This is a genomic window from Nonomuraea muscovyensis (genome assembly GCF_014207745.1).
Taxonomy (GTDB): Bacteria; Actinomycetota; Actinomycetes; order Streptosporangiales; family Streptosporangiaceae; genus Nonomuraea; species Nonomuraea muscovyensis.
In genome coordinates this window covers 253,676-273,143 of the sequence record NZ_JACHJB010000005.1, presented here as the reverse complement: position 1 = coordinate 273,143, position 19,468 = coordinate 253,676, and the positions used below count along the sequence as shown (strand labels likewise).

Below are 19,468 nucleotides of genomic sequence, written 5' to 3'. Positions count from 1 at the left end.
TCACGACATGAGAACGCTTCGGCCCTGTACGCGTCACCGACAGGAAAGCCGTAAAGCCCGGGTTGCTATTTGCACAAGTCAGCAGTATCTACTGTGTATTTTCTCCCGGAAGTCACTTCGAGTAATAGCACCATTCTCGCCATCCGTAACCAGCCCCGTGCCAGCCATACTCATAGGAATGCTGGCAAGAGGAAGAACGCTCTCGATCCAGAGCCCGTCATCCGTCTGAGCAGAGACAGCGAGTTCGGACGGAAGCGGGAGCGCGAGTCCCGTTTCGACTTGAGCAAATCCTGCCGCATCACCCAAGACCAATAACCCGCCGTCCCTCATCGCCTCTCTCGCCTGAGACACTTTCCACACGGGACGTTGGGTGTCAGCGTCGACAACAGAAAGAAGCGAAAGCTTCTCCCCTGGACACAGAGCTATGAAAAAGGCTAGATCACCTTTTTCTGTGCGGCCAATACCTATGGGGCGCGGCGAGTGGTCGCCGAGCGGGACATCCAGACTGCACGAGATGGTCGCGGCCATCAATACGCCCGCCAGCACCGGGGTTCGGAGCAGCTCAGCCCCAAGCATCGTCGCCTGACCGCATCCATGAAACTCCTCACTTCTTGCAGTCGTACGTCTTCGACACAGCCTCCGCTTGCCGCTCGTACAAATTTTTACACGCGTCGATTATCGACGAGTCCAAATAATAAACAAGGAATGTGGGCCAAAACCCAGTCCTCTGATAGTACCAATCCCATTGCCGCGCGTGCTCCGCTTCGTGCTTCAGGAACGCAGGCCCAGGCCTTTCTCCCGTGAGCACCACATTACCGATTGTTGTGGCTTCGCGTCCGTAGTGAACTCCTGACTTCAAGCCGGTGCATACAACTAATACACCCTGAGGGTTGCATGTTGCCCCGTGCTTTCGCGCCCAGGATACTGCACGATGATTAAACTCTGCAAGAGTAATCCATGGGGGCTGGGTCCCAAGAAATTCGAAAAGCTTCACAGGCATATCTGTGGCCTTCGCGACCAACTTTGCGACCGGTGTAGCCGTACAGCTCGTCGTATACTTATTGTTGCCGCAAAATAGTTTGCGCCAATCTTCCCACTCTTCTTCAATAAGCTTTCTACATTCCTTGTTGTTGAGGTGAGAGTGACACTTCTGGAGATTCCATCCCAGCTTCGCATTCTGCGACATTGCTCGCTGTATTTCCTGACGGGAAACAGACTTGCCGCCAACCGCCACAGCTTTCTTCATGTCGCGCCATAGACTATTCAGCATCTGGGGTGAAGCTCCGTCGTATGCCAGGTCGATAATGTCCTGCCGTGCTTCCTCGTCCAGCTCCCAAAAGCCGGGAGGTGTGGGCCACCCATTCGGCAAGTGCCCCCATCTCTTCATCTCCTCTTCGGTCATGACGGTGACGCCCCAATACGACTGGCCCGCTTGGATGCAGGCGATACAGGCGCTGACTTCGTCGCTATACCCAATACCGCCACCGTCGCCAGTAGCGCTGCAACCCTTGCCGTAGGTGCACATCGACGCTCCGCCGCCGCCTCCGCTGATGATTCCAAGTTTGGCGTACGATTCGGCGACTTCTTGGGGGTCTCGGCTGGGGTTGTAGACGGACTCCCAGATCCCACCGATGGCATCGCCTGAAATCACGGTGTAGTGGCCGGTGGGGTCGATGCCGGTGAGGGGGGAGGCGTTGGCGTAGGTGTAGCGGTTGGCCTGGACGGACGGATTGGGGGTGAGGGTGGCGGTGTCGCGACTGGTGAAGGTGCCGGTACCGGGCTGGTACCAGCGGGCGTGCATGTTGACCTTGCCGGTGTCCGGGTCGGTGTATTCGCCCCGGTAGCCGAGGTTGGTCTTGGTTCCGGTCTGGGCGGTGACCGTGCCGAAGGGGTCGTGGGCGGTGCTGGTGGCCAGGGCGGTGCTGGTGTAGGTGGCGACGAGGTCGCCGTGCAGGTCGGTCAGGGTGGCGAGGGCGGGGTTGGTGCCTTCCTGCTGGCCGAGCAGGCCACCGAACGGGTCGCGACCCATGCCGAAGACCGGCGCATACGCCGTCACACTCCGAACCACGCTGGACGCCCGCAGGCGCCGGACGAAGCTCCATCTACTTGAAGCAGAAACAAGGTCCCTGACTCGCGCAGCGCGGAGCATGTTGGCAAACGGGTAGAGCCTAACTTCGCGGGTATATGTGGACAAGATCCAATCGCGTCACATAAAGACCACGTAAGGTGATCAACTAGGTGCGTCGCACCCAGTCAGGGAGCGATGTGGATCAGGCGTCCACCGGTTCGGGGTTGTGGGCGCGGAGGACGAGTTCGCCGTTCTCCATGCCCACCGTGACCCGGCCGCCCTCGCTCACCTCACCGGTCAGCACCATCGTGGACAGTCGGTTGTCCAGTTCGCGCTGGATCGTCCGCCGGAGCGGGCGGGCGCCGAACTCCGGCTGGTAACCCCGTTCCGCCAGCCAGTCCACGGCCGCCTGCGACACCTCCAGATCCATGCCCTGGCCGCGCAGCCGCTGCCGGGTGCGCTCCAGCAGGAGTTCGACGATCTGGCGGAGCTGTTCGCGTTCCAGCCGCTTGAAGACGATCGTCTCGTCGATGCGGTTGAGCAGCTCCGGCCGCAGCGAGTGCCGCAGGAGGTCCATCAGCCGGTCCTCCAGGTCCGGGGCGTCGGATTCGAGGATCATCTGGGCGCCGATGTTGCTCGTCATGATGACGATGGTGTTGGTGAAGTCGACCGTGCGGCCATGGCCGTCGGTCAGGCGGCCGTCGTCGAGCATCTGGAGCAGGATGTTCATCACGTCCGGGTGGGCCTTCTCGATCTCGTCCAGCAGCAACACCCCGTGCGGACGCCGCCGGACGGCCTCGGTGAGCTGCCCCGCCTCCTCGTAGCCGACGTAGCCGGGAGGCGCGCCGATCAGCCGGGACACCGTGTGGCGCTCCTGGAACTCGCTCATGTCCACGCGCGTCATGTGGTCCTCGCCGCCGAACAGTGCCGCCGCCAGGGCGCGGGCCAGTTCGGTCTTGCCGACGCCGGTCGGCCCGAGGAACAGGAAGCTGCCGATCGGCCGGTTCGGGTCCGACAGCCCGGCGCGGGCGCGGCGGACCGCCTCGGCGATGGCGACGACGGCCTCGTCCTGGCCGATGACCCGCTTGTGCAGGTGCTCCTCCAACTGCATGAGCCGTTCGCGTTCCTGCGCGGTGAGCTGGCGTACCGGGATGCCGGTACGGCGGGAGACGATCTCGGCGACGTCCTCGACCGTCACCTGCGGCACCTCGTCGCGGACCTGCCGGGCACGCTGCAGTTCGGGCCGGAGCTTGTCGATCTGCACCGTCACCTCCTTGGCCCGGTCGAAGTCGTCGGCGGAGACCGCCTGGTCCTTGTCGCGGCGCAGCGACTCCAGGCGTTCCTCCAGCTCGCGTATGTCGGTGCCGGGCGTGCGGGAACGCAACCGCACCCGGGCCGCCGCCTGGTCCATCAGGTCGATGGCCTTGTCGGGTAGGAACCGGTCGGCGACGTAGCGGTCGGACAGGGTCGCGGCGGCGTGCAGCGCCTCGTCGGTGATGCGCACCTGGTGGTGGGCCTCGTAGGCGTCGCGCAGGCCGCGCAGGATCTCGATCGTCTCCTCGACGGTGGGCTCGGAGACGAGGATCGGCTGGAAGCGGCGTTCGAGGGCGGCGTCCTTCTCGACGTTCTTGCGGTACTCGTCGATCGTGGTGGCGGCGACGACGTGCAGTTCGCCGCGGGCGAGGGCGGGTTTGAGGATGTTCGCGGCGTCCATGCCGCCCTCGGCGGAGCCGGCGCCGACGAGGGTGTGCATCTCGTCGATGAACACGATGGTCTCGTCGGCGTGCTCGCGTACCTCGTCGATGACCTTCTTCACGCGCTCCTCGAACTCGCCGCGGTACTTCGACCCGGCCACCATGCCGGTCAGGTCGAGCGCGACGACGCGCCGGTCCTTGAGCGTGTCGGGCACGGTGCCGTTCACGATGCGCTGCGCGATGCCCTCGACGATGGCGGTCTTGCCGACGCCGGGCTCGCCGATGAGCGCGGGGTTGTTCTTGGTACGGCGCGACAGCACCTCCAGGGCCTGCTCGATCTCGTCCTCCCGGCCGACGACCGGATCGAGCTTGCCCTGCCTGGCCTCCTCGGTCAGGTCACGGCCGAACTGGTCGAGCGACGGCGTGGAGCTCGGCGCCCGCTCCTGCCGCCGGCCCGTGCCGGCGACCATGGCCTGCTGCAGGTGGTCGGCCGCGGCCCCCTGCTCCTGCAGCAGCCGGGCGGCGCTGGAGCCGGGGTTGGCGGCGAGCGCGAGCAGCAGGTGCTCGGGGCCGATGTAGGACGAGCCCGAGGCGCGGGCGATCCGCTGGGCGTCGAGCAGGGCCCGCTTGGCCGCCGGTGACAGCGTGGTGGGCGGCGCGCCGAGCTGGGCGCCGCCCCGGCCGGCGGCGTCGATCCGGTCACGCAGCACACCCACGTCCACGCCAGCGGCTTCGAGCGTGGCCCGGGTCTGGTCGTACTCGGTCAGCGCGTCGAGCAGGTCGATCACGTCGAGGTCGGCCGCTCCCCGGCGGCCGGCGATCTCCAGGGCGTTCGCGAGGACCACGCGGGCGGGCTCGCTGAGCAGCCTGCCGATGTCCACCCGCTGCACGCTGGGGCGTACGGGTGGCCAGGCGTCACCGAACATCCGGCCGGTGAGCTCGTCGAACCGCCTGAACGGGTCACTCGCAAAGAACGACATATCCGACATATCGGAATCCCCTTTCGACGCAACAGGGACCTTTGCCGGGGATACCGCAAGGCATAGCCAACGTCCGGCCGTCGAAAGGCAAATTCACCACCCGGGCCGGACAGGCCCCAGCACGTCGGGATCGGCGCTCCCGGGGCAGACCCGGTCCATGCGGCCCGGTCCCGGCAGTCAGGACCGGGCGAGCAGGACCCGGCAGGCAGGACGGGTGCGGGGCGGGATGGAGCGCGCCGGTCGGCCGGGGGGCCCGGGAGTGGCGTCCGCTCAGGGCAGGGCGGTGATCGCCTCGTCGATCGGCGTGCCGCCGGAGACCAGCTCCAGCACCTGCCCCAGCCCGGCCCGTTGGCGCAGCAGCGCGGCGATGACGGCGGCCACGTCGTCGCGTGGCACCCGCCCGCGGGGCACCTCCAGGTCGAGCAGGACCAGCCCGGTGCCGGGGTCATCGGTCAGGGCGCCGGGACGCAGGATCGTCCAGTCGAGCGAGCGGCGGGTCAGGTCGTGCTCGGCCTCGGTCTTGGCCGTGATGTACGCGGCCCACACCTCGTCGCCGCCCGGCTCCGGCGGCCGTCCCGCCCCCATCGAGGAGATCTGCACGAACCGCCGCACCCCTGCCCGCTCGGCCGCGTCGGCCAGCAGCACGGAGGCCCCGCGGTCGACGGTGTCCTTGCGCGCCGGGCCGCTCCCCGGCCCGGCTCCCGCCGCGAACACGACCGCGTCCGCACCGCGCAGGATGTCCGCGATCTCCGCGACGCTCGCCCGTTCGAGGTCGCACAGCACCGCCCGCGCCCCGGTCGCCTCGACGTCGGCCACGTGAGCGGGATTGCGCACCAGGCCGGTCGCGTCGCCGCCGAGGAGCCGTTCGAGCCGCAACGCGATCTTGCCGTGGCCGCCCGCGATGATGGTCCTCATCAGGCCATGGTGTCACGGGCGACCGGTTCCCTCCCCCGCCGGTGCTTGCGGGCGAGGCCCGAGGCAGGACAGCGCGTCCTCGACGTACCGGACGATGCGGGCCGCTTCGTGCCCGTCCTCGTCCAGGTCGGGGTTGTAGATGGCGAGCGACCACCCGGCGCAGCCCGGCCGCCGCAGCGCGGTGGCGGTGATCTCGGTGAGCTCCGCCCAGGTCAGCCCGCCCGGCTGCGGGTAGTCCACGGCGGCGAGCTGGTCGGTGGCCAGGACGTCGAGATCGACGTGCAGCCACCACCGCGCAGCGGCCCCCTCGACAGTCGCCACGGCGTCGGCCGTCTTCTCCGCGACGCGCCCGGTGAGGTCCCGATCGGTGGCGAACCACAGGGATTCGCGCAGCGAGGCGACCCCGTGGGCGAGCAGCTCGGCGCCGTCGCGCGGGCCCAGCAGCGCGGTGGCCTCGGCCCGCAGCAGCGGTCCCGGCTCGGCCAGGACCCCGCCGGCCAGGACCCCGCCGGGTAGGACGCCGGTGGGCAGGACGCCGGTGGCCGTGACGCCGAGAGCCAGGCCCAGTTCGCAGTCGGCGGCCTCGCCGGTGGTCGAGACTGCGGGCGGCCAGGCGTCCTCGTGGCCGTCCACGAACAGCAGGCCGGCGGAGCCGTGCACGTCCCGGCAGGCGGCCAGCGCGCCCAGCAGCACCGGGCAGTCGCCGCCGACCAGCAGCGGGAAACCCCCTCCGGCCAGGATCTCCGCCACCCGCCGGCGGACACCGCCGACCATGGACGCCAGGGCCTCCTCGGCCAGCAGGCCCGACCTGCCCCGCTCCGGCACCGGCACGCCGAACGCGACGTCGCCGGCGTCCTCGACGTCGTGCCGGGCGGACACCGCGGCGACCAGACCGGCGCGGCGCAACGCCTGCGGCGCCCGGGCGACGCCGTCACCGCGTCCCGCGGAGTTGAACCCGGCCCCCACCACCTCGACTCTCGTCATACCCCGCTCCCTACCCTCCGCCGCGATCATGACGCCCGCCGCCGGCCCGCCTGTGACCGGTTCGTATCCTGACGCGGAGCACGCCCGGCCCGTCCAAGGAGACCCGATGACCGCATTCCCGCAGGCTCCCACGCCGGCCTTCCTGTTCGACCTCGACGGCACGCTGATCGACAGTGTCTACCAGCACGTGATCGCCTGGCGGCAGGCGCTGTCGGGAATGGGGATCGACCTGTCGGTCTGGCGCATCCACCGGCGCATCGGCATGAGCGGCGGCCTGTTCGTCAGCGCGCTGCTGCGCGAGACCGGGCTGAAGCTCACCCAGGAGCAGATCGACGAGCTGCAGAACACCCACGCCGACGCCTACCTGGAACAGAGCGCGTCGGTCCGGCCGCTGCCCGGCGCCCACGAGCTGCTGGCCGAGCTGACCTCGCGCGGCGTGCCGTGGGCGATCGCGACCAGCGGCTACGCCCGGACGGCGCGGCGGGCGCTGGGCCTGCTGGGCCTGCCGGAGGACACGCCGATGGTGACCCGTGACCTGGTGCGCCGGGCCAAGCCGGATCCCGACCTGTTCCTGGCCGGCGCCGCGCTGCTGGACGTGGACCCGCGGCACGCGATGGTGGTGGGTGACAGCGTGTGGGACCTGCTCGCCGCCCGCCGCGCGGGCGCGCTCGGGATCGGGCTGCTGTCGGGCGGGTACGGCAGGGACGAGCTGGAACGCGCGGGCGCGTTCCGCGTGTACGCGGATCCGGCGGACATGCTGGATCGGCTCGACGAGCTGGGGGTACGCCAGAGCGACTGAGATCCGGGGAATATCCTGCCGAACGGGTGGGGCTGCATCGTGCGTATCTCCTGAGGAGGAGCTGAGATGGACTTGGCAGACATCGGCGTCACCGGTCTCGCGACCATGGGACGCAACCTCGCCCGCAACCTGGCGAGGCACGGATACGCGGTCGCGGTGCACAACCGTTCGGCCAGCCGTACGCAGCAGTTGGTGAAGGAGTTCGGCGGCGAGGGCACGTTCCTGCCGGCTGAGGAGCTCGCGGACTTCGTCGCGTCGCTCAAGCGGCCACGCCGCGCGATCATCATGGTGAAGGCGGGCGCGGGCACCGACGCCGTCATCGACCAGCTCGCGGAGCTGATGGAGCCCGGCGACATGATCGTCGACGGCGGCAACGCGCACTTCGCCGACACCCGGCGGCGCGAGGCCGCGCTGCGCGAGAAGGGCCTGCACTTCGTGGGCACCGGCATCTCCGGCGGCGAGGAGGGCGCGCTGAACGGCCCGAGCATCATGCCGGGCGGCTCGAAGGAGTCGTGGGAGGCGCTGGGCCCGATCCTGCAGGACATCTCCGCCAAGGTCGACGGCGTGCCGTGCGCGGTGCACGTGGGCCCCGACGGCGCCGGGCACTTCGTGAAGATGGTGCACAACGGCATCGAGTACTCCGACATGCAGCTCATCGCCGAGTCGTACGACCTGCTGCGCCAGGCTCTGGGCGCGACGCCGGCGGAGCTCGCCGAGGTGTTCCGCGAGTGGAACAAGGGCGACCTCGACTCCTACCTGATCGAGATCACCGCCGAGGTGCTCGACCAGGTGGACGCGGCCACCGGCCGGCCGTTCGTGGACGTGGTGGTCGACCAGGCCGAGCAGAAGGGCACCGGCCGCTGGACCGTGCAGAGCGCGCTCGACCTGGGCGTGCCGGTGACGGGCATCGCCGAGGCGGTCTTCGCCCGCGCCCTGTCGGGCCACCCCGAGCAGCGCGCCGCCGCCGCGGGCCTGGAGGGGCCGAAGCTGTCGGGGGTGGGCGGGCGCGAGCTGATCGAGGACGTGCGGCAGGCGCTGTACGCCTCCAAGATCGTCGCCTACGCGCAGGGCTTCGACCAGATGGCCGCCGCCTCCAAGGAGTACGGCTGGGACCTCGACCTCGGGGCCATGGCGACGATCTGGCGGGGTGGGTGCATCATCCGGGCCAAGTTCCTGGACCGGATCCGCGCCGCGTACGACGCCGACCCGGCCCTGCCGACGCTGCTGGCCGACCCGACGTTCGCGGCGGCGGTCAACGTGGCGCAGGACGCCTGGCGGCGGGTGGTGACCACGGCCGTGCAGATCGGCGTGCCGACACCCGGTTTCTCGTCGGCGCTGGCGTACTACGACGGGCTGCGGCGCGACCGGCTCCCGGCGGCGCTGGTGCAGGGGCTGCGCGACTACTTCGGCGCGCACACCTACCAGCGGGTGGACCGCGAGGGCGCCTTCCACACCGACTGGTCGGGTGACCGCGCCGAGCGTCCCGCCTGATCCTTCGGCATCGCCCCGGCCTGCCCGGACCCTGCGGGCAGGCCGTCCCGACCGGTCGGGACCGCGGGAGGACAGGCGGTCCCGACCGGCGTGCCGCCGGTCGGGACCGAGTGCCGATGAGGCCGCCGGGTCAGGCGGCCGAGACGCAGAACGGGTGGCCTTCCGGGTCGGTGAGCACGACCCACGAGCCCTCGCCCGGCTGGAAGTCCGGCACGGAGGCGCCGAGTGCCGTCAGCTCCGCGCGGGCCGTGTCGAGGTCGTCCACCTGCAGCTCCAGGTGGACGTGGGCGCCGCCGGCGGGCCAGGCCGGACGGCGGTAGCCGTCGACCCGCTGGAAGGCGAGCGCGACGGGACCGCCCTCGACGGCGGCGTAGTCGGTGTCGCTCTGGGTGACCTTGCCGCCGGTGGCCTTGGCGTAGAAGGAGGCGAGCGCGCCCGGGTCGGCGCTGTCGATGGTGATCGCGGTGATGGTCGTCGTCATGCGGCCAGCGTGCCCGCCTGTGGGGGCGCGGGTCTTGAACATCCTTGCAGCGGAACCGCGAATCTGCCGCACCCGGTCCTTTCAGGGCCGGTCCTGTCAGGCCCGGTCCTGTCGGGCCCGGTCCTGTCGGGCCCGGTCCTGTCGGGCCCGGTCCTGTCGGGCCCGGTCCTGTCGGGCCCGGTCCTGTCGGGCCCGGTCCTGTCGGGCCCGGTCCTGTCGGGGCCGGTTCTGTCGGGGCCGGGGCGTAACGTGCGGCAGGTGCGTTCCGCTGTACGTGTCGGCGCCGGTCCTGGGTTCGCCCTGGACGCGGTGACCTGTGACGACGACCATCGCAGGTGGTCGCCGGTCGAGACGAGCTCGGCCCACCGGCTGGTGCTGGTGCGCCGGGGCCGCTTCCGGCGCCTGGCCGACGGGCGTTCGTCGCTCGCCGATCCCACGCTGGCCTACCTGTCGACGCCGGGTGAGGAGGAGCGGTTCGCGCATCCGGCGGGCGGCGACGTGTGCACGTCGGTGAGCCTGTCGGCCGGGCTGTGGCGGACGCTCGCCGGGGAGGATGTTCGCCCGTCCCGGTCCGCACTCTACGTGGACGCCCGCCTCGATGTGGCCCACCGGCGGTTCCTGGCGGCGGCGCGGGCCGGCGACGCCCCGTTCGGGCTGGCCGAGGCGCTGCTTTCGCTGCTGTCCGGCGCCCTGCGCCAGGTGACCGACCGGCCGCTCCGGGAGGCCGCCGGGGGTGAGGCCGCCAGGGGTGCCGCGCGCCGCTCGACGTCACCGGCCGCGATCGTGGACGCGGCGCGGGAGGCCATCGCCTGCGACCACGAGGCGGCGGGCGACCTGCTGTCGCTGGCGGAGTTGCTGGGCGTCTCCCCCTACCGGCTCAGCAGGGCGTTCACCCGGGAGCTGGGCGTCTCGCTCACCCACTACCGCAACCGGGTGCGGGTGGGGCGGGCGCTCGACCGGCTGGAGCGCGGCGAGCGCGGCCTGGCGCGGCTGGCGGCCGACCTGGGCTTCGCCGACCAGGCCCACCTGACCCGCACCATCCGCCGCCACGCCGGCCACACCCCCACGGCCATGCGTCACCTGCTCACCCACCCCGAGGCCGACGGGCCTGCCGGTGGGGGCCGCCGGGCCGGTCCCGTAGGATCTGCGCGTGCGTGATCCAGGTGAGGACCCCCGGCCGGCCCGTGGCGCCGTGCGTGAGATCCGGTCGCCGGCCCAGGCCGCGACGCTGGCCTACTCCCCCGACCTCGACGGCCTGGCCGACCCGGGCGAGGTCGTCTGGGCGTGGGTCCCGTACGAGGAGGATCCGTCGCGCGGCAAGGACCGGCCGCTGCTGATCGTCGGCCGGACCGGGCGGCGCCTGCTGGGCATGATGCTGTCCAGCAGGGGCGACGACGGCCCCGACTGGCTGGAGATCGGCGCGTGGGGCCGCGACGGCAAGGTGTCCCACCTGCGGCTCGACCGGGTGTTCGTGCTGGACGAGCACGACATCAGGCGGGAGGGCGCCGTGCTGGACCCGCGCCGGTTCGCCACGGTGGCCGCCCACCTGATGAGGCTGCACGGCTGGACCGCCGGCTGACCCCCGCCGGCTCAGCGACCGGCCCGCGTGGCCGCCGCGCCACCCGTCCGGTGTGCCGCCGCTCCGCGGCCCGTCAGGTGGGCGGCGCAGGCCCCGGCCAGCGCCACTGCCAGCGCCACGGCCACGAGTGAGGCGCTGACCCACAGCGGCGAGCGGAACCCGAGCCCCGATCCGATCGCGACCCCGCCGGCCCACGGCCCCACGGCGGCGCCCACGTTCAACGCCGCCGTGGCGAACCCGCCGGCGAGCCTGGGCGCCCCCACCGCCACGTACAGCACCTGCGAGATCAGCGTCGAGCCGACCCCGAACGACAGCGCGCCCTGCACGAACACCAGGACGCACACCGCCACCGGGTCCCCCGCCGCGAAGGCCAGCGCGACCCAGCCCAGGAGCAGCGCCGAGCCACCGACCGCCAGCACCCGGCCGGGCCGCCGGTCGGCCAGCCGCCCGGCGAGCGTGACGCCGGCGAAGGACCCCGCCCCGAACAGCGCCAGCACCACCGGCACCGCTCCCGCCCCCATGCCGGTCACTGCGGTGACGAGCGGCGCGAGGTAGGTGAACGCGCAGAACGTCGCGCCGTTCACCAGCGCGCCGAGCAGCAGGACCACCAGGAGCCGGGGATCACGCAACGCCCGCGCCTCCCCTCGCGCGCCGGGCCCGCCCTCGGCGCCGCCCGCGGTGCCCGGGGGCACGGACCGCACGATCGCGAGGACGGCGGGCACCGAGATCAGCGCCACCGCCCAGAACGCCGACCGCCACCCCCACGCCTGCCCGAGCAGCGCTCCGGCCGGCACCCCGGCGACACACGCGACGGTGACGCCGCCCAGCAGGACGGACGTGGCCCGTCCCTTGGCGTCCGGCGGAACCATGCCGGCGGCCGTCGCCACCGCCACCGCCAGGAACCCGGCGCCGGCCAGCGCACCGACGGCGCGCGTGGCCAGCAGCAGCCCGAAGCTGGTGGTGACCGCGCCGACGACGTGCACGAGCAGGAACACGATGAGGAAGGTCAGCAGGGCCCGGCGCCGCGACCAGCGCAGCGCCATGACGGCCATGAGGGGTGCGCCGACGACCATGCCGACCGCGTACGCGGAGGTCAGCGAGCCGGCCGCGGGGACGGACACGCGCAGGTCGTGGGCGATGTCCGGCACCAGGCCGGACAACATGAACTCGGACGTGCCCTGGGCGAAGACGGCCAGGGCGAGCAGATAGAGGGCGAACGGCACAGCAGGACTCTCCGCAACCACGTCATGGATCGACGCCGTGGATCGACGTCACCGGAACGACGTCAGTGGATCGACGTCACCGGATCGACAAGGGAAGCGGCGGATCGCGACATCCGGGAAGACGGCGCGGAGCGAGGACCTCGGACGACCGCCCGGGACCTCGGCTCAGGGAGACCGTCAGGCCGGAGGCGCGAGCGCCGCGCGGCCCACCGGCGTCGCGGACGCGTCCGTGAACGCGGTCATACACACGGCATGGGATGACCATGGACGCGGCATGAACGCGGTCGTGGACACGGGGGACGCACGGTCGAGGCCGGACACAACCCGCGCGAGGGGCGATCCGGTGGCGCGGTCGCGAAAAGGAGGCCGGCGCCCACGCGGGCGCGGCCGAATCAGTGCGACATCGCGGTAAGCCACCGGACGACCGGTGGCCGGCGTCTTGACGCCTCCGGGCTCGACATGGTCCCGCACTCTACTGATGCCGCCCGCCGGTCGTCCACCGCATTTACCGCGACGTTCACCATGACATTCACCGCCACATTCACCATGACATTCACCGCGACCCGCTCACCGCACCGGTCCACCGGCCGGCGGTCCGGCGAACACCGTGAGGCTCTTTCCCGGATCGCCGGGAAGGCATGGGCGGCCCATCGTATGATCGACCCCTCCCCGCCGTGATCGAGTGGGGAGACGTGTGTGCGCCCGTCAGTGTTGTCCGTGTTGCACGCCTCGGTGGTGCGGTCCTCGATGGTGCCCGTCGCGCTGCTGCCCGCCGTGGCGCTCCTGACCGCCGGCTGCGACGTGTTGCCCCTGCTGGAGCGGCACACGGGCCGTGCCCAGGCCGCGCAGGGCCGGCCCGCCGCCGCAGGCGGCGCGAGGGTAGCCGTGCGGCCGCGCCCGGCGCGGGTGCCGCGCTCCGCCTCGGGCCGGTACGCGGTCGTCCCCGGAGCCGCGCCCGCGCGGCCGGGACGGGGCACGGTGGTGCGCTACCTGGTGGAGGTCGAACGCGGCCTGCCGTTCGACCGGAGGACGTTCGCCGCACAGGTGCACCGCACGCTCAACGACCCGCGCGGGTGGGCGCGCTTCCAGCGCGTCGACCACGGCCCGGTTCGGCTGCGCGTCGCCCTGTCGAGTCCGGCGCTGACGGACCTGCAGTGCCTGCCGCTGGACACCGCGGGCCGCCTGTCCTGCTGGAACGGCCTGCGTTCGGTGATCAACGCGCTGCGGTGGGCGCGCGGCGTCCCGCAGTACGAGGGCGACCTGGCCGCCTACCGCAGCTACCTGGTCAACCACGAGGTGGGCCACGGCCTCGGCCACGGTCACAGCACGTGTCCGGCGCCCGGGCGGCTCGCCCCGGTCATGGTGCAGCAGTCGATGTCCCTGGGCCGGTGCCGCCCCAACCCCTGGCCGTACCCATCGAAGCGCGGCTGAACGCGATGAACACGGATGAACACGGCTGAACGCGGCACCGCCATGATCCCGCTAACCTGACGCTATCGCGATATATCGCCGTATCGGGAACACCGAGCGCGACTCGGTCAGTTGAGCAACCAGAGACGGAACTCCAGGGGAGAGTGAGCGATGGCACGACTGCGGACGGCACGACGGATCCTCGTGGGCGGGGCGGCCCTGGCGGCGGCGGGCTGGGCGCTGCGCGACGTGCCCGCCGAGCTGGGCGTGCGCCCCCTGAGGTCGGGACCGGACCGCGAGGCCCGGATCCGGCGCTCGCCGCAGTTCAGGGACGGCGCCTTCTTCAACCCGATGCCCGAGCCCACCCTCGTGTCCACGCCGCCACCCGGGTTGCTGCGCGAGCTGGCCAAGGACCGCGACCGGCGCCGCCCGGCCGGGCCGGTGCCGCTACGGACGCCGCCCGCCGGCGACCCCTCGCCGACCGGTGTGCGGGCCGTCTGGCTCGGCCACGCGACCACGCTGGTGGAGATCGAGGGACGGCGGGTGCTGTTCGACCCGGTGTGGAGCGCGCGTCCCTCCCCCGCGCAGTTCGCCGGGCCGAAGCGGCACCACCCGCTGCCGGTGTCGCTGGACGAGCTGCCGCAGGTCGACGCGATCGCCATCTCGCACGACCACTACGACCACCTCGACATGGCCACCGTCCGGTCGCTGACGGCCACGCAGCGCGCGCCGTTCCTGGTGCCGCTGGGCATCGGCGCACACCTGGAACGCTGGGGCGTGCCCGCGTACCGGATCATCGAGCTGGACTGGGAGGAGGAGGCCGAGGTCGCGGGGCTGCGCTTCGTCGCGACCGCCGCGCGGCACTTCTCCGGCCGCACGCTCACCCGTAACGACACCCTGTGGGGGTCGTGGGTGGTGGCCGGGCCGGCCAGGCGCGTGTTCTACGCGGGCGACTCCGGCTACTTCGAGGGGTACCGGGGCATCGGCTCGGCGCACGGCCCGTTCGACCTGACGCTGATGCCGATCGGCGCCTACAGCCCCGCCTGGCCCGACATCCACATGAACCCCGAGGAGGCGGTCAACGCCCACCTCGACCTGGGCGGCCGGGTGTTGCTGCCGGTGCACTGGGCGACGTTCACGCTGGCGCTGCACCCGTGGGCGGAGCCGGTGGAACGCCTGTGGCGCGAGGCCAAGGCCCGCGACGTCTCGATCATGGTGCCCCGGCCGGGCGAGGCCGTGGACACCGACGCCGCCCCGGCCGTGGACGGGTGGTGGGAGACGCTGACCTGAGCCTAGAGTCGTGGCGTGAGCAACCTGGAGCGGGACCCCCGCGAGATTCGGTGCGGAGCCGAGACCTCGGCATCGCACGGTGGTCACGCCGCGACCACGGCGCCGCCCGGTGCCGACGCCGGGACCGAGCTGCTGGCCGGGCGCGACGTGCCGCTGGGCGGTCCCCGCGCGATGCGGGTGAGCAGGACCCTGCCCCACGTGCACCGGCGCATGATCGGCGCCTGGTGCTTCGTCGACGCCTACGGGCCGGAGGTGGCGGCCATGCGGGTGCCGCCGCACCCGCACACCGGCCTGCAGACGGTGTCCTGGCTGCTGGCGGGCGAGGTGCTGCACCGCGACAGCCTCGGCAGCCTGCAGCGGATCCGCCCCGGGCAGCTCAACCTGATGACCGCGGGCCGGGGCATCTCCCACTCGGAGGAGTCCGGCGAGCAGACGCTGCACGGGGTGCAGCTGTGGGTGGCGCTGCCCGCCGGCCGCCGGAACGTCGAGCCGGCCTTCGAGCACCACCCCGCGCTGCCGGAGTGCTCGGGGCCGGGGTTCACGGCGGTCGTGGCGATGGGCGAGTTCGGCGGGGTGCGCTCGCCGGCGACCGCCCACACGCCGCTGGTGGGGGCTGAGGTGACCGTCGACGGGGCCGCCGAGCTGCCGCTCGACCCGGCGTTCGAGCACGGGGCGCTGTTGCTCGACGGCGCGGTCGAGCCGCTGGAGGCGGGGCCGCTACGCTACCTGCCGCCCGGCCGGACCCGCCTGACCGTGCGCGGGCACGGCCGGCTGCTGCTCATCGGCGGCGAGCCGTTCGCCGAGGAGATCGTGATGTGGTGGAACTTCGTCGGCCGCGACCACGACGAGATCGTCGCGTTCCGCAAGGAGTGGATGGAGGGCGAGAGGTTCGGCTCCGTCGAGGGGTTCGACGGAGCGCCGCTCCCCGCCCCCGTCCTGCCCGGCACCCGCCTGCGCCCTCGCGGCCGCGTGCGCTGACCCGCTACGGGCGTGTGAAGGTGTAGATCACGTCCATGTTGGCCGCGTTCGTCGGCATGTCGAGGAGGGTGCGCACGGGCGCGCCGGTGAAGTCGAGCACCTGAAGCTGGTTCCGGGCGCCCGGCCCGGTCCGCACCCAGCACACCACGTGCTCGTCGTCGTACCAGGTGGCCAGGCTCACACATGGTGAGGTGAAGCGCCTGAGCTCGGAGCCGGTGACCGAGTCGTAGACGCAGTTGGTGCCGTTGCCGAGCCCCGGACAGTTGGTGACGAACCGCTCACCCGACGGGGAGAACAGCGACTCGGCGACGGCCGCGCCCACGTTGGGCACGTGCCGGACCCGCCGGCCGGTCGCGTCGAAGAAGCGCAGCGCCTGCTGGGTGGTGTCGTTCGACAACGCGACCACGCCGGTGTCGAGGTGGTCGAACCCGTAGCGGATGCCCTTCAGCGAGCCCTCCCGGAGGGAGGCGATGCCGACCTGCCGGGTGGCCACGTTCACGATCGCGAACCCGGTCGACTGCCACACGCCCTTGACGGGGTTGCCGAGGTTCACCAGGACGCGGGTGCTGTCACGCGACCAGGCCTGGACGTACGCGCTGAGCGGCTGCTGGGAGGTCTTGACGGTGAACGTGCCGCCGGTCACCCGGTCGGTGATCCGCACGGTGTCGTGGCCGTCCACGAACTCCTTGCCCCGGCCGGCGAGGTAACGCCCGTCGGGCGACAGGACGTTCTCCCACAGTTGCGGATATTTCACGAAAGGGCCGGTGAGGGTGTCGCGGGCGTAGTACACCCACGTCTGCGTCTTGGGGTCGCGCAGCTTGTACGTCGTGAGCCTGACCGGGTCGGCCGGGCTCTCGTACAGGGTGCCGTCGGTGTCGGCCGGCGTCGAGGTGGCCAGGCCGGTGGTGGGGACGGGCGTACGGGTGGGGCTCGGCGACGCGGTCGCGGCCGAGGTGGCGACCGGGTTCGGCTGGTCGCGCCGGTTGACGACGACGGCGACCACGGCGAGGGCCACGACGACGGCCGTGGCGGCGACGGCCACGCCGACCCACAGTCCCCTCCTGCCGCGATCGGGCAGCGCCCGGCCACCATACGACCCGCCCGGCGCTCCCGGCGCTCCCGGCGCTCCCGGCGCTCCGTGCGGCCCCGAACCCGGCGGCCCGCCGGGTCCGACGCCGGGCACCGCACCCGGCCCCGAAGCGGGCGCCGCATACGGACCCGCACCCGGCTGAGGGTGGGCCGGACGCGGGCGAGGGTCCTGCCGCGGATACAGCCCCGAACCGGGCACCCCGTACGGGACCGGCCCAGGCGGAGACTGCGGACCCGAACCGGGCACCCCGTACGGGACCGGCCCAGGCGGAGACTGCGGACCCGAACCGGGCACCCCGTACGGGACCGGCCCAGGCGGAGACTGCGGACCCGAACCGGGCGCCCCATACGGGACCGACCCTGACGGAGACTGCGGACCCGAACCGGGCGCCCCATACGGGACCGACCCTGACGGAGACTGCGGACTCGAACCGGGCGCCCCATACGGGACCGACCCTGACGGAGACTGCGGACCCGAACCGGGCGCCCCATAAGGGACCGACCCTGACGGAGACTGCGGACCCGAACCGGGCGCCCTGACTGGCCCTGCGCCTGGCGGGGCCCACAGCGGCGCTCCCCCGGACGCGGCCCCCGGGCCGGACATGGGTCCGGGACCGGGCACAAGACCGGGACCAGGACCGGAGCCGGGACCGGGACCGGGGATGGGCGCGGAGCCGGGGCCTGGCGCGGAGCCGGGTGGGGGTTCGGGGGCGGGGGTGGACGGTGGGAGGGCCAGGACGGCGGTGGCCTGCCGGGTGTCGGCGGGGTCCGGGGCGGGCTGCTCCAGCAGGCGGCGGATCACCTGCTCGGCCGTCGGCCGCCGCGCCGGGTCCTTGGCCAGGCAGGCCGCCACCAGCTCGCGCAGCGGCCCGCCGAGCGGCGCGAGGTCCGGCTCGGTGTACAGGACCCGCTGGACGATCAGCGGCATCGACGCGGCCACGAACGGCCCACGTCCGGAGGCGGCGTACACCATCAGGCAGCCCCACGCGAACATGTCCACGGGCGGCCCCACGCGCTGGTCGAGGATCTGCTCCGGCGCCATGTACGCCGGGGTGCCCACGGGCATGGCGGTGATGGTGGAGGTCGCGTCGAGCGCTCTGGCGATGCCGAAGTCGATGACGCGCCAGCCCTCGCTGCCGAGCAGGACGTTCGCGGGGCTGAGGTCACGGTGCACGATGCCGGCCCGGTGGACGGCGGCCAGCGCGGTCGCGGTGCCGATCGCCAGCCGGTACAGCGCCGCGTCGGAGCGCGGCCCGTCCTCGGTCACGAGCTGCTCCAGCGACGGGCCGTCCACGTACTCGCTGACGATGTACGGCCGCTCGTCCTGCACCCCGGTGGCGAGCACCTTCGCGGTGCAGAACGGCGCCACCCGCTGGGCGGCGGCCGCCTCCCGGGCGAACCGCTCGGCCGCCACCGCGTCACCCGCCAGGTGGGGGCGCAGCCATTTCACGGCGACCAGGCCGCCGTGCCCGTCCACTCCCAGATAGACGACGCCCTGCCCGCCCTCGCCGAGCCGGCCGCGCAGCTCGTGGCCGCCGAGACTGGGGGGATCACCGGGTCTGAGCTCAGTAACAGACGCCATAACAGGACTATTTTCACTTTTCCTTGCAAGTCGCTTGCATCGGAATCTGACCTTACCTGGACTGCCCGGCGCGGGGGCTAGAGTCAGGCGAGACGATCGGACGGTGACGATCGGACGGTGAGGAGGCAGCGCCCGGATGGACGCCATGACGTTGAAGGACATCGCGCAGGTGAAAGACCCCCTGGAGCGGGCCCGTGCCCTGTCCCGTCTCATGGCCGAGCAGCAGGACCTCCTCGCCGAGGCGGCGGAGCTGCGCCGCGCGGCCCTCGCCGAGGCCCGCGAGTCCGGCCACCCGGCCGAGCCCGACGACGGAGCGGCCGGGCCCACGTCGCGGGCGGCCCGGGTGGTCGTCCGCCGTGCCCTGCCGACAGAGCCCGCCGTACGGGCGTCGGCGTCGCTGTTCCTGGCGGAGGCCGAGCGGCAGGGCATCGAGGCGGGCCGCCGGATGCTGTACGTGGGCCCGGAGCCGGCCGCCGATCACGTGGCGGCCTGCCTGCGGGTCGAGCCCGGCGCCGAGGTGATCGCCCGCCGCAAGATGATGACGGCCGACGGCGTGCCGGTGCGCATCGCGACCAGCTACTTCCGCGCCGATCTGTTCGGCGGCACCCGCCTGGCCAAGCCCGGCTTCGTCCGGCCCTCGCTGCAGTCGGCACTGGTCGCCCTGGGCCACGCCTTCGGCCACGCCGAGGAGACCCTCACCGCCCGCCCGCCGACCCCGTTCGAGCACCGGACACTCGAACTGGACCCGGGCGAGTGGATCGTCCAGGTGCTGCGCGCCGGCTACTCGACCGGCGGCACGCCCGTCCACGTCCTGGAGACCATCTGCGCCGCCACCCGCCACGTCTTCCCGATCGGCCAGGTCTCGGGCCACGACGAGTTCTGAGGCGGGGGCACGCGGCACGCAC

General features: G+C 72.2%; 15 protein-coding genes. 8 read left to right on the top strand and 7 right to left on the bottom strand.

Features of this window, described 5'->3' with window-relative positions:
- Positions 1-604 precede the first annotated feature (604 nt).
- From FHU36_RS43340 to FHU36_RS43325, 4 genes are all read right to left on the bottom strand, one after another.
- Positions 605-2,056, bottom strand: coding sequence for an RHS repeat-associated core domain-containing protein (locus FHU36_RS43340; RefSeq protein WP_185089974.1), 1,452 nt, complete (start codon positions 2,054-2,056; stop codon positions 605-607).
- Positions 2,057-2,270: 214 nt separating this feature from the next.
- Positions 2,271-4,751, bottom strand: a complete 2,481-nt coding sequence (locus tag FHU36_RS43335; protein ID WP_185089973.1) for an ATP-dependent Clp protease ATP-binding subunit — start codon at positions 4,749-4,751, stop codon at positions 2,271-2,273.
- Between the two features lie 261 nt (positions 4,752-5,012).
- Positions 5,013-5,657, bottom strand: coding sequence for an SDR family oxidoreductase (locus FHU36_RS43330; RefSeq protein ID WP_185089972.1), 645 nt, complete (start codon positions 5,655-5,657; stop codon positions 5,013-5,015).
- 12 nt (positions 5,658-5,669) lie between these two features.
- On the bottom strand, positions 5,670-6,641 hold the full coding sequence (locus FHU36_RS43325; RefSeq protein ID WP_185089971.1) for an arginase family protein: 972 nt from the start codon (positions 6,639-6,641) through the stop codon (positions 5,670-5,672).
- 106 nt (positions 6,642-6,747) lie between these two features.
- Here FHU36_RS43325 and FHU36_RS43320 point away from each other — a divergent pair, with 106 nt between their 5' ends.
- Positions 6,748-7,440, top strand: a complete 693-nt coding sequence (locus FHU36_RS43320) for an HAD family hydrolase (RefSeq protein WP_185089969.1) — start codon at positions 6,748-6,750, stop codon at positions 7,438-7,440.
- 66 nt (positions 7,441-7,506) lie between these two features.
- A complete protein-coding gene (gnd, locus tag FHU36_RS43315) occupies positions 7,507-8,931 on the top strand; it encodes an NADP-dependent phosphogluconate dehydrogenase (protein WP_185089968.1) in 1,425 nt (474 codons plus the stop codon).
- Between the two features lie 130 nt (positions 8,932-9,061).
- Here gnd and FHU36_RS43310 read toward each other — a convergent pair whose 3' ends face one another.
- A complete protein-coding gene (locus FHU36_RS43310) occupies positions 9,062-9,412 on the bottom strand; it encodes a VOC family protein (RefSeq protein WP_185089967.1) in 351 nt (116 codons plus the stop codon).
- A 258-nt stretch (positions 9,413-9,670) separates the two neighbouring features.
- On the opposite strand from FHU36_RS43310, the gene FHU36_RS43305 reads away from it, so the two are divergent.
- Together FHU36_RS43305 and FHU36_RS43300 are read left to right on the top strand one after the other, a co-directional pair.
- The gene (locus FHU36_RS43305; protein ID WP_312892252.1) at positions 9,671-10,570 is read left to right on the top strand and encodes a helix-turn-helix transcriptional regulator; all 900 of its coding nucleotides are present in this window, start codon (positions 9,671-9,673) and stop codon (positions 10,568-10,570) included.
- Positions 10,563-10,991 carry a type II toxin-antitoxin system PemK/MazF family toxin gene (locus FHU36_RS43300; protein WP_185089966.1) on the top strand — a complete coding sequence of 143 codons (429 nt, stop codon included), beginning with the start codon at positions 10,563-10,565 and terminating at the stop codon, positions 10,989-10,991. The genes FHU36_RS43305 and FHU36_RS43300 overlap by 8 nt, the downstream gene beginning before the upstream one ends.
- A gap of 11 nt (positions 10,992-11,002) precedes the next feature.
- Here the strand turns inward: FHU36_RS43300 and FHU36_RS43295 are convergent, their stop codons facing one another.
- Positions 11,003-12,214: a Cmx/CmrA family chloramphenicol efflux MFS transporter gene (locus FHU36_RS43295; RefSeq protein ID WP_185089965.1), complete on the bottom strand. Its 1,212-nt coding sequence runs from the start codon at positions 12,212-12,214 to the stop codon at positions 11,003-11,005.
- 696 nt (positions 12,215-12,910) lie between these two features.
- Here FHU36_RS43295 and FHU36_RS43290 point away from each other — a divergent pair.
- From FHU36_RS43290 to FHU36_RS43280, 3 genes are all read left to right on the top strand, one after another.
- Positions 12,911-13,645 (top strand): DUF3152 domain-containing protein, encoded by a 735-nt coding sequence (locus tag FHU36_RS43290; RefSeq protein ID WP_312892251.1) that lies wholly within the window; start codon positions 12,911-12,913, stop codon positions 13,643-13,645.
- Between the two features lie 150 nt (positions 13,646-13,795).
- Entirely contained in the window at positions 13,796-14,914 is a 1,119-nt protein-coding gene (locus FHU36_RS43285; protein WP_185089964.1) for an MBL fold metallo-hydrolase, read from the top strand.
- Positions 14,915-14,929: 15 nt separating this feature from the next.
- On the top strand, positions 14,930-15,892 hold the full coding sequence (locus FHU36_RS43280; RefSeq protein ID WP_185089963.1) for a pirin family protein: 963 nt from the start codon (positions 14,930-14,932) through the stop codon (positions 15,890-15,892).
- Between the two features lie 4 nt (positions 15,893-15,896).
- Here the strand turns inward: FHU36_RS43280 and FHU36_RS46145 are convergent, their stop codons facing one another.
- Positions 15,897-18,563 (bottom strand): serine/threonine-protein kinase, encoded by a 2,667-nt coding sequence (locus tag FHU36_RS46145; protein ID WP_185089962.1) that lies wholly within the window; start codon positions 18,561-18,563, stop codon positions 15,897-15,899.
- A 136-nt stretch (positions 18,564-18,699) separates the two neighbouring features.
- On the opposite strand from FHU36_RS46145, the gene FHU36_RS43270 reads away from it, so the two are divergent.
- Positions 18,700-19,446 carry a GntR family transcriptional regulator gene (locus FHU36_RS43270; protein WP_185089961.1) on the top strand — a complete coding sequence of 249 codons (747 nt, stop codon included), beginning with the start codon at positions 18,700-18,702 and terminating at the stop codon, positions 19,444-19,446.
- Positions 19,447-19,468: the final 22 nt, after the last annotated feature.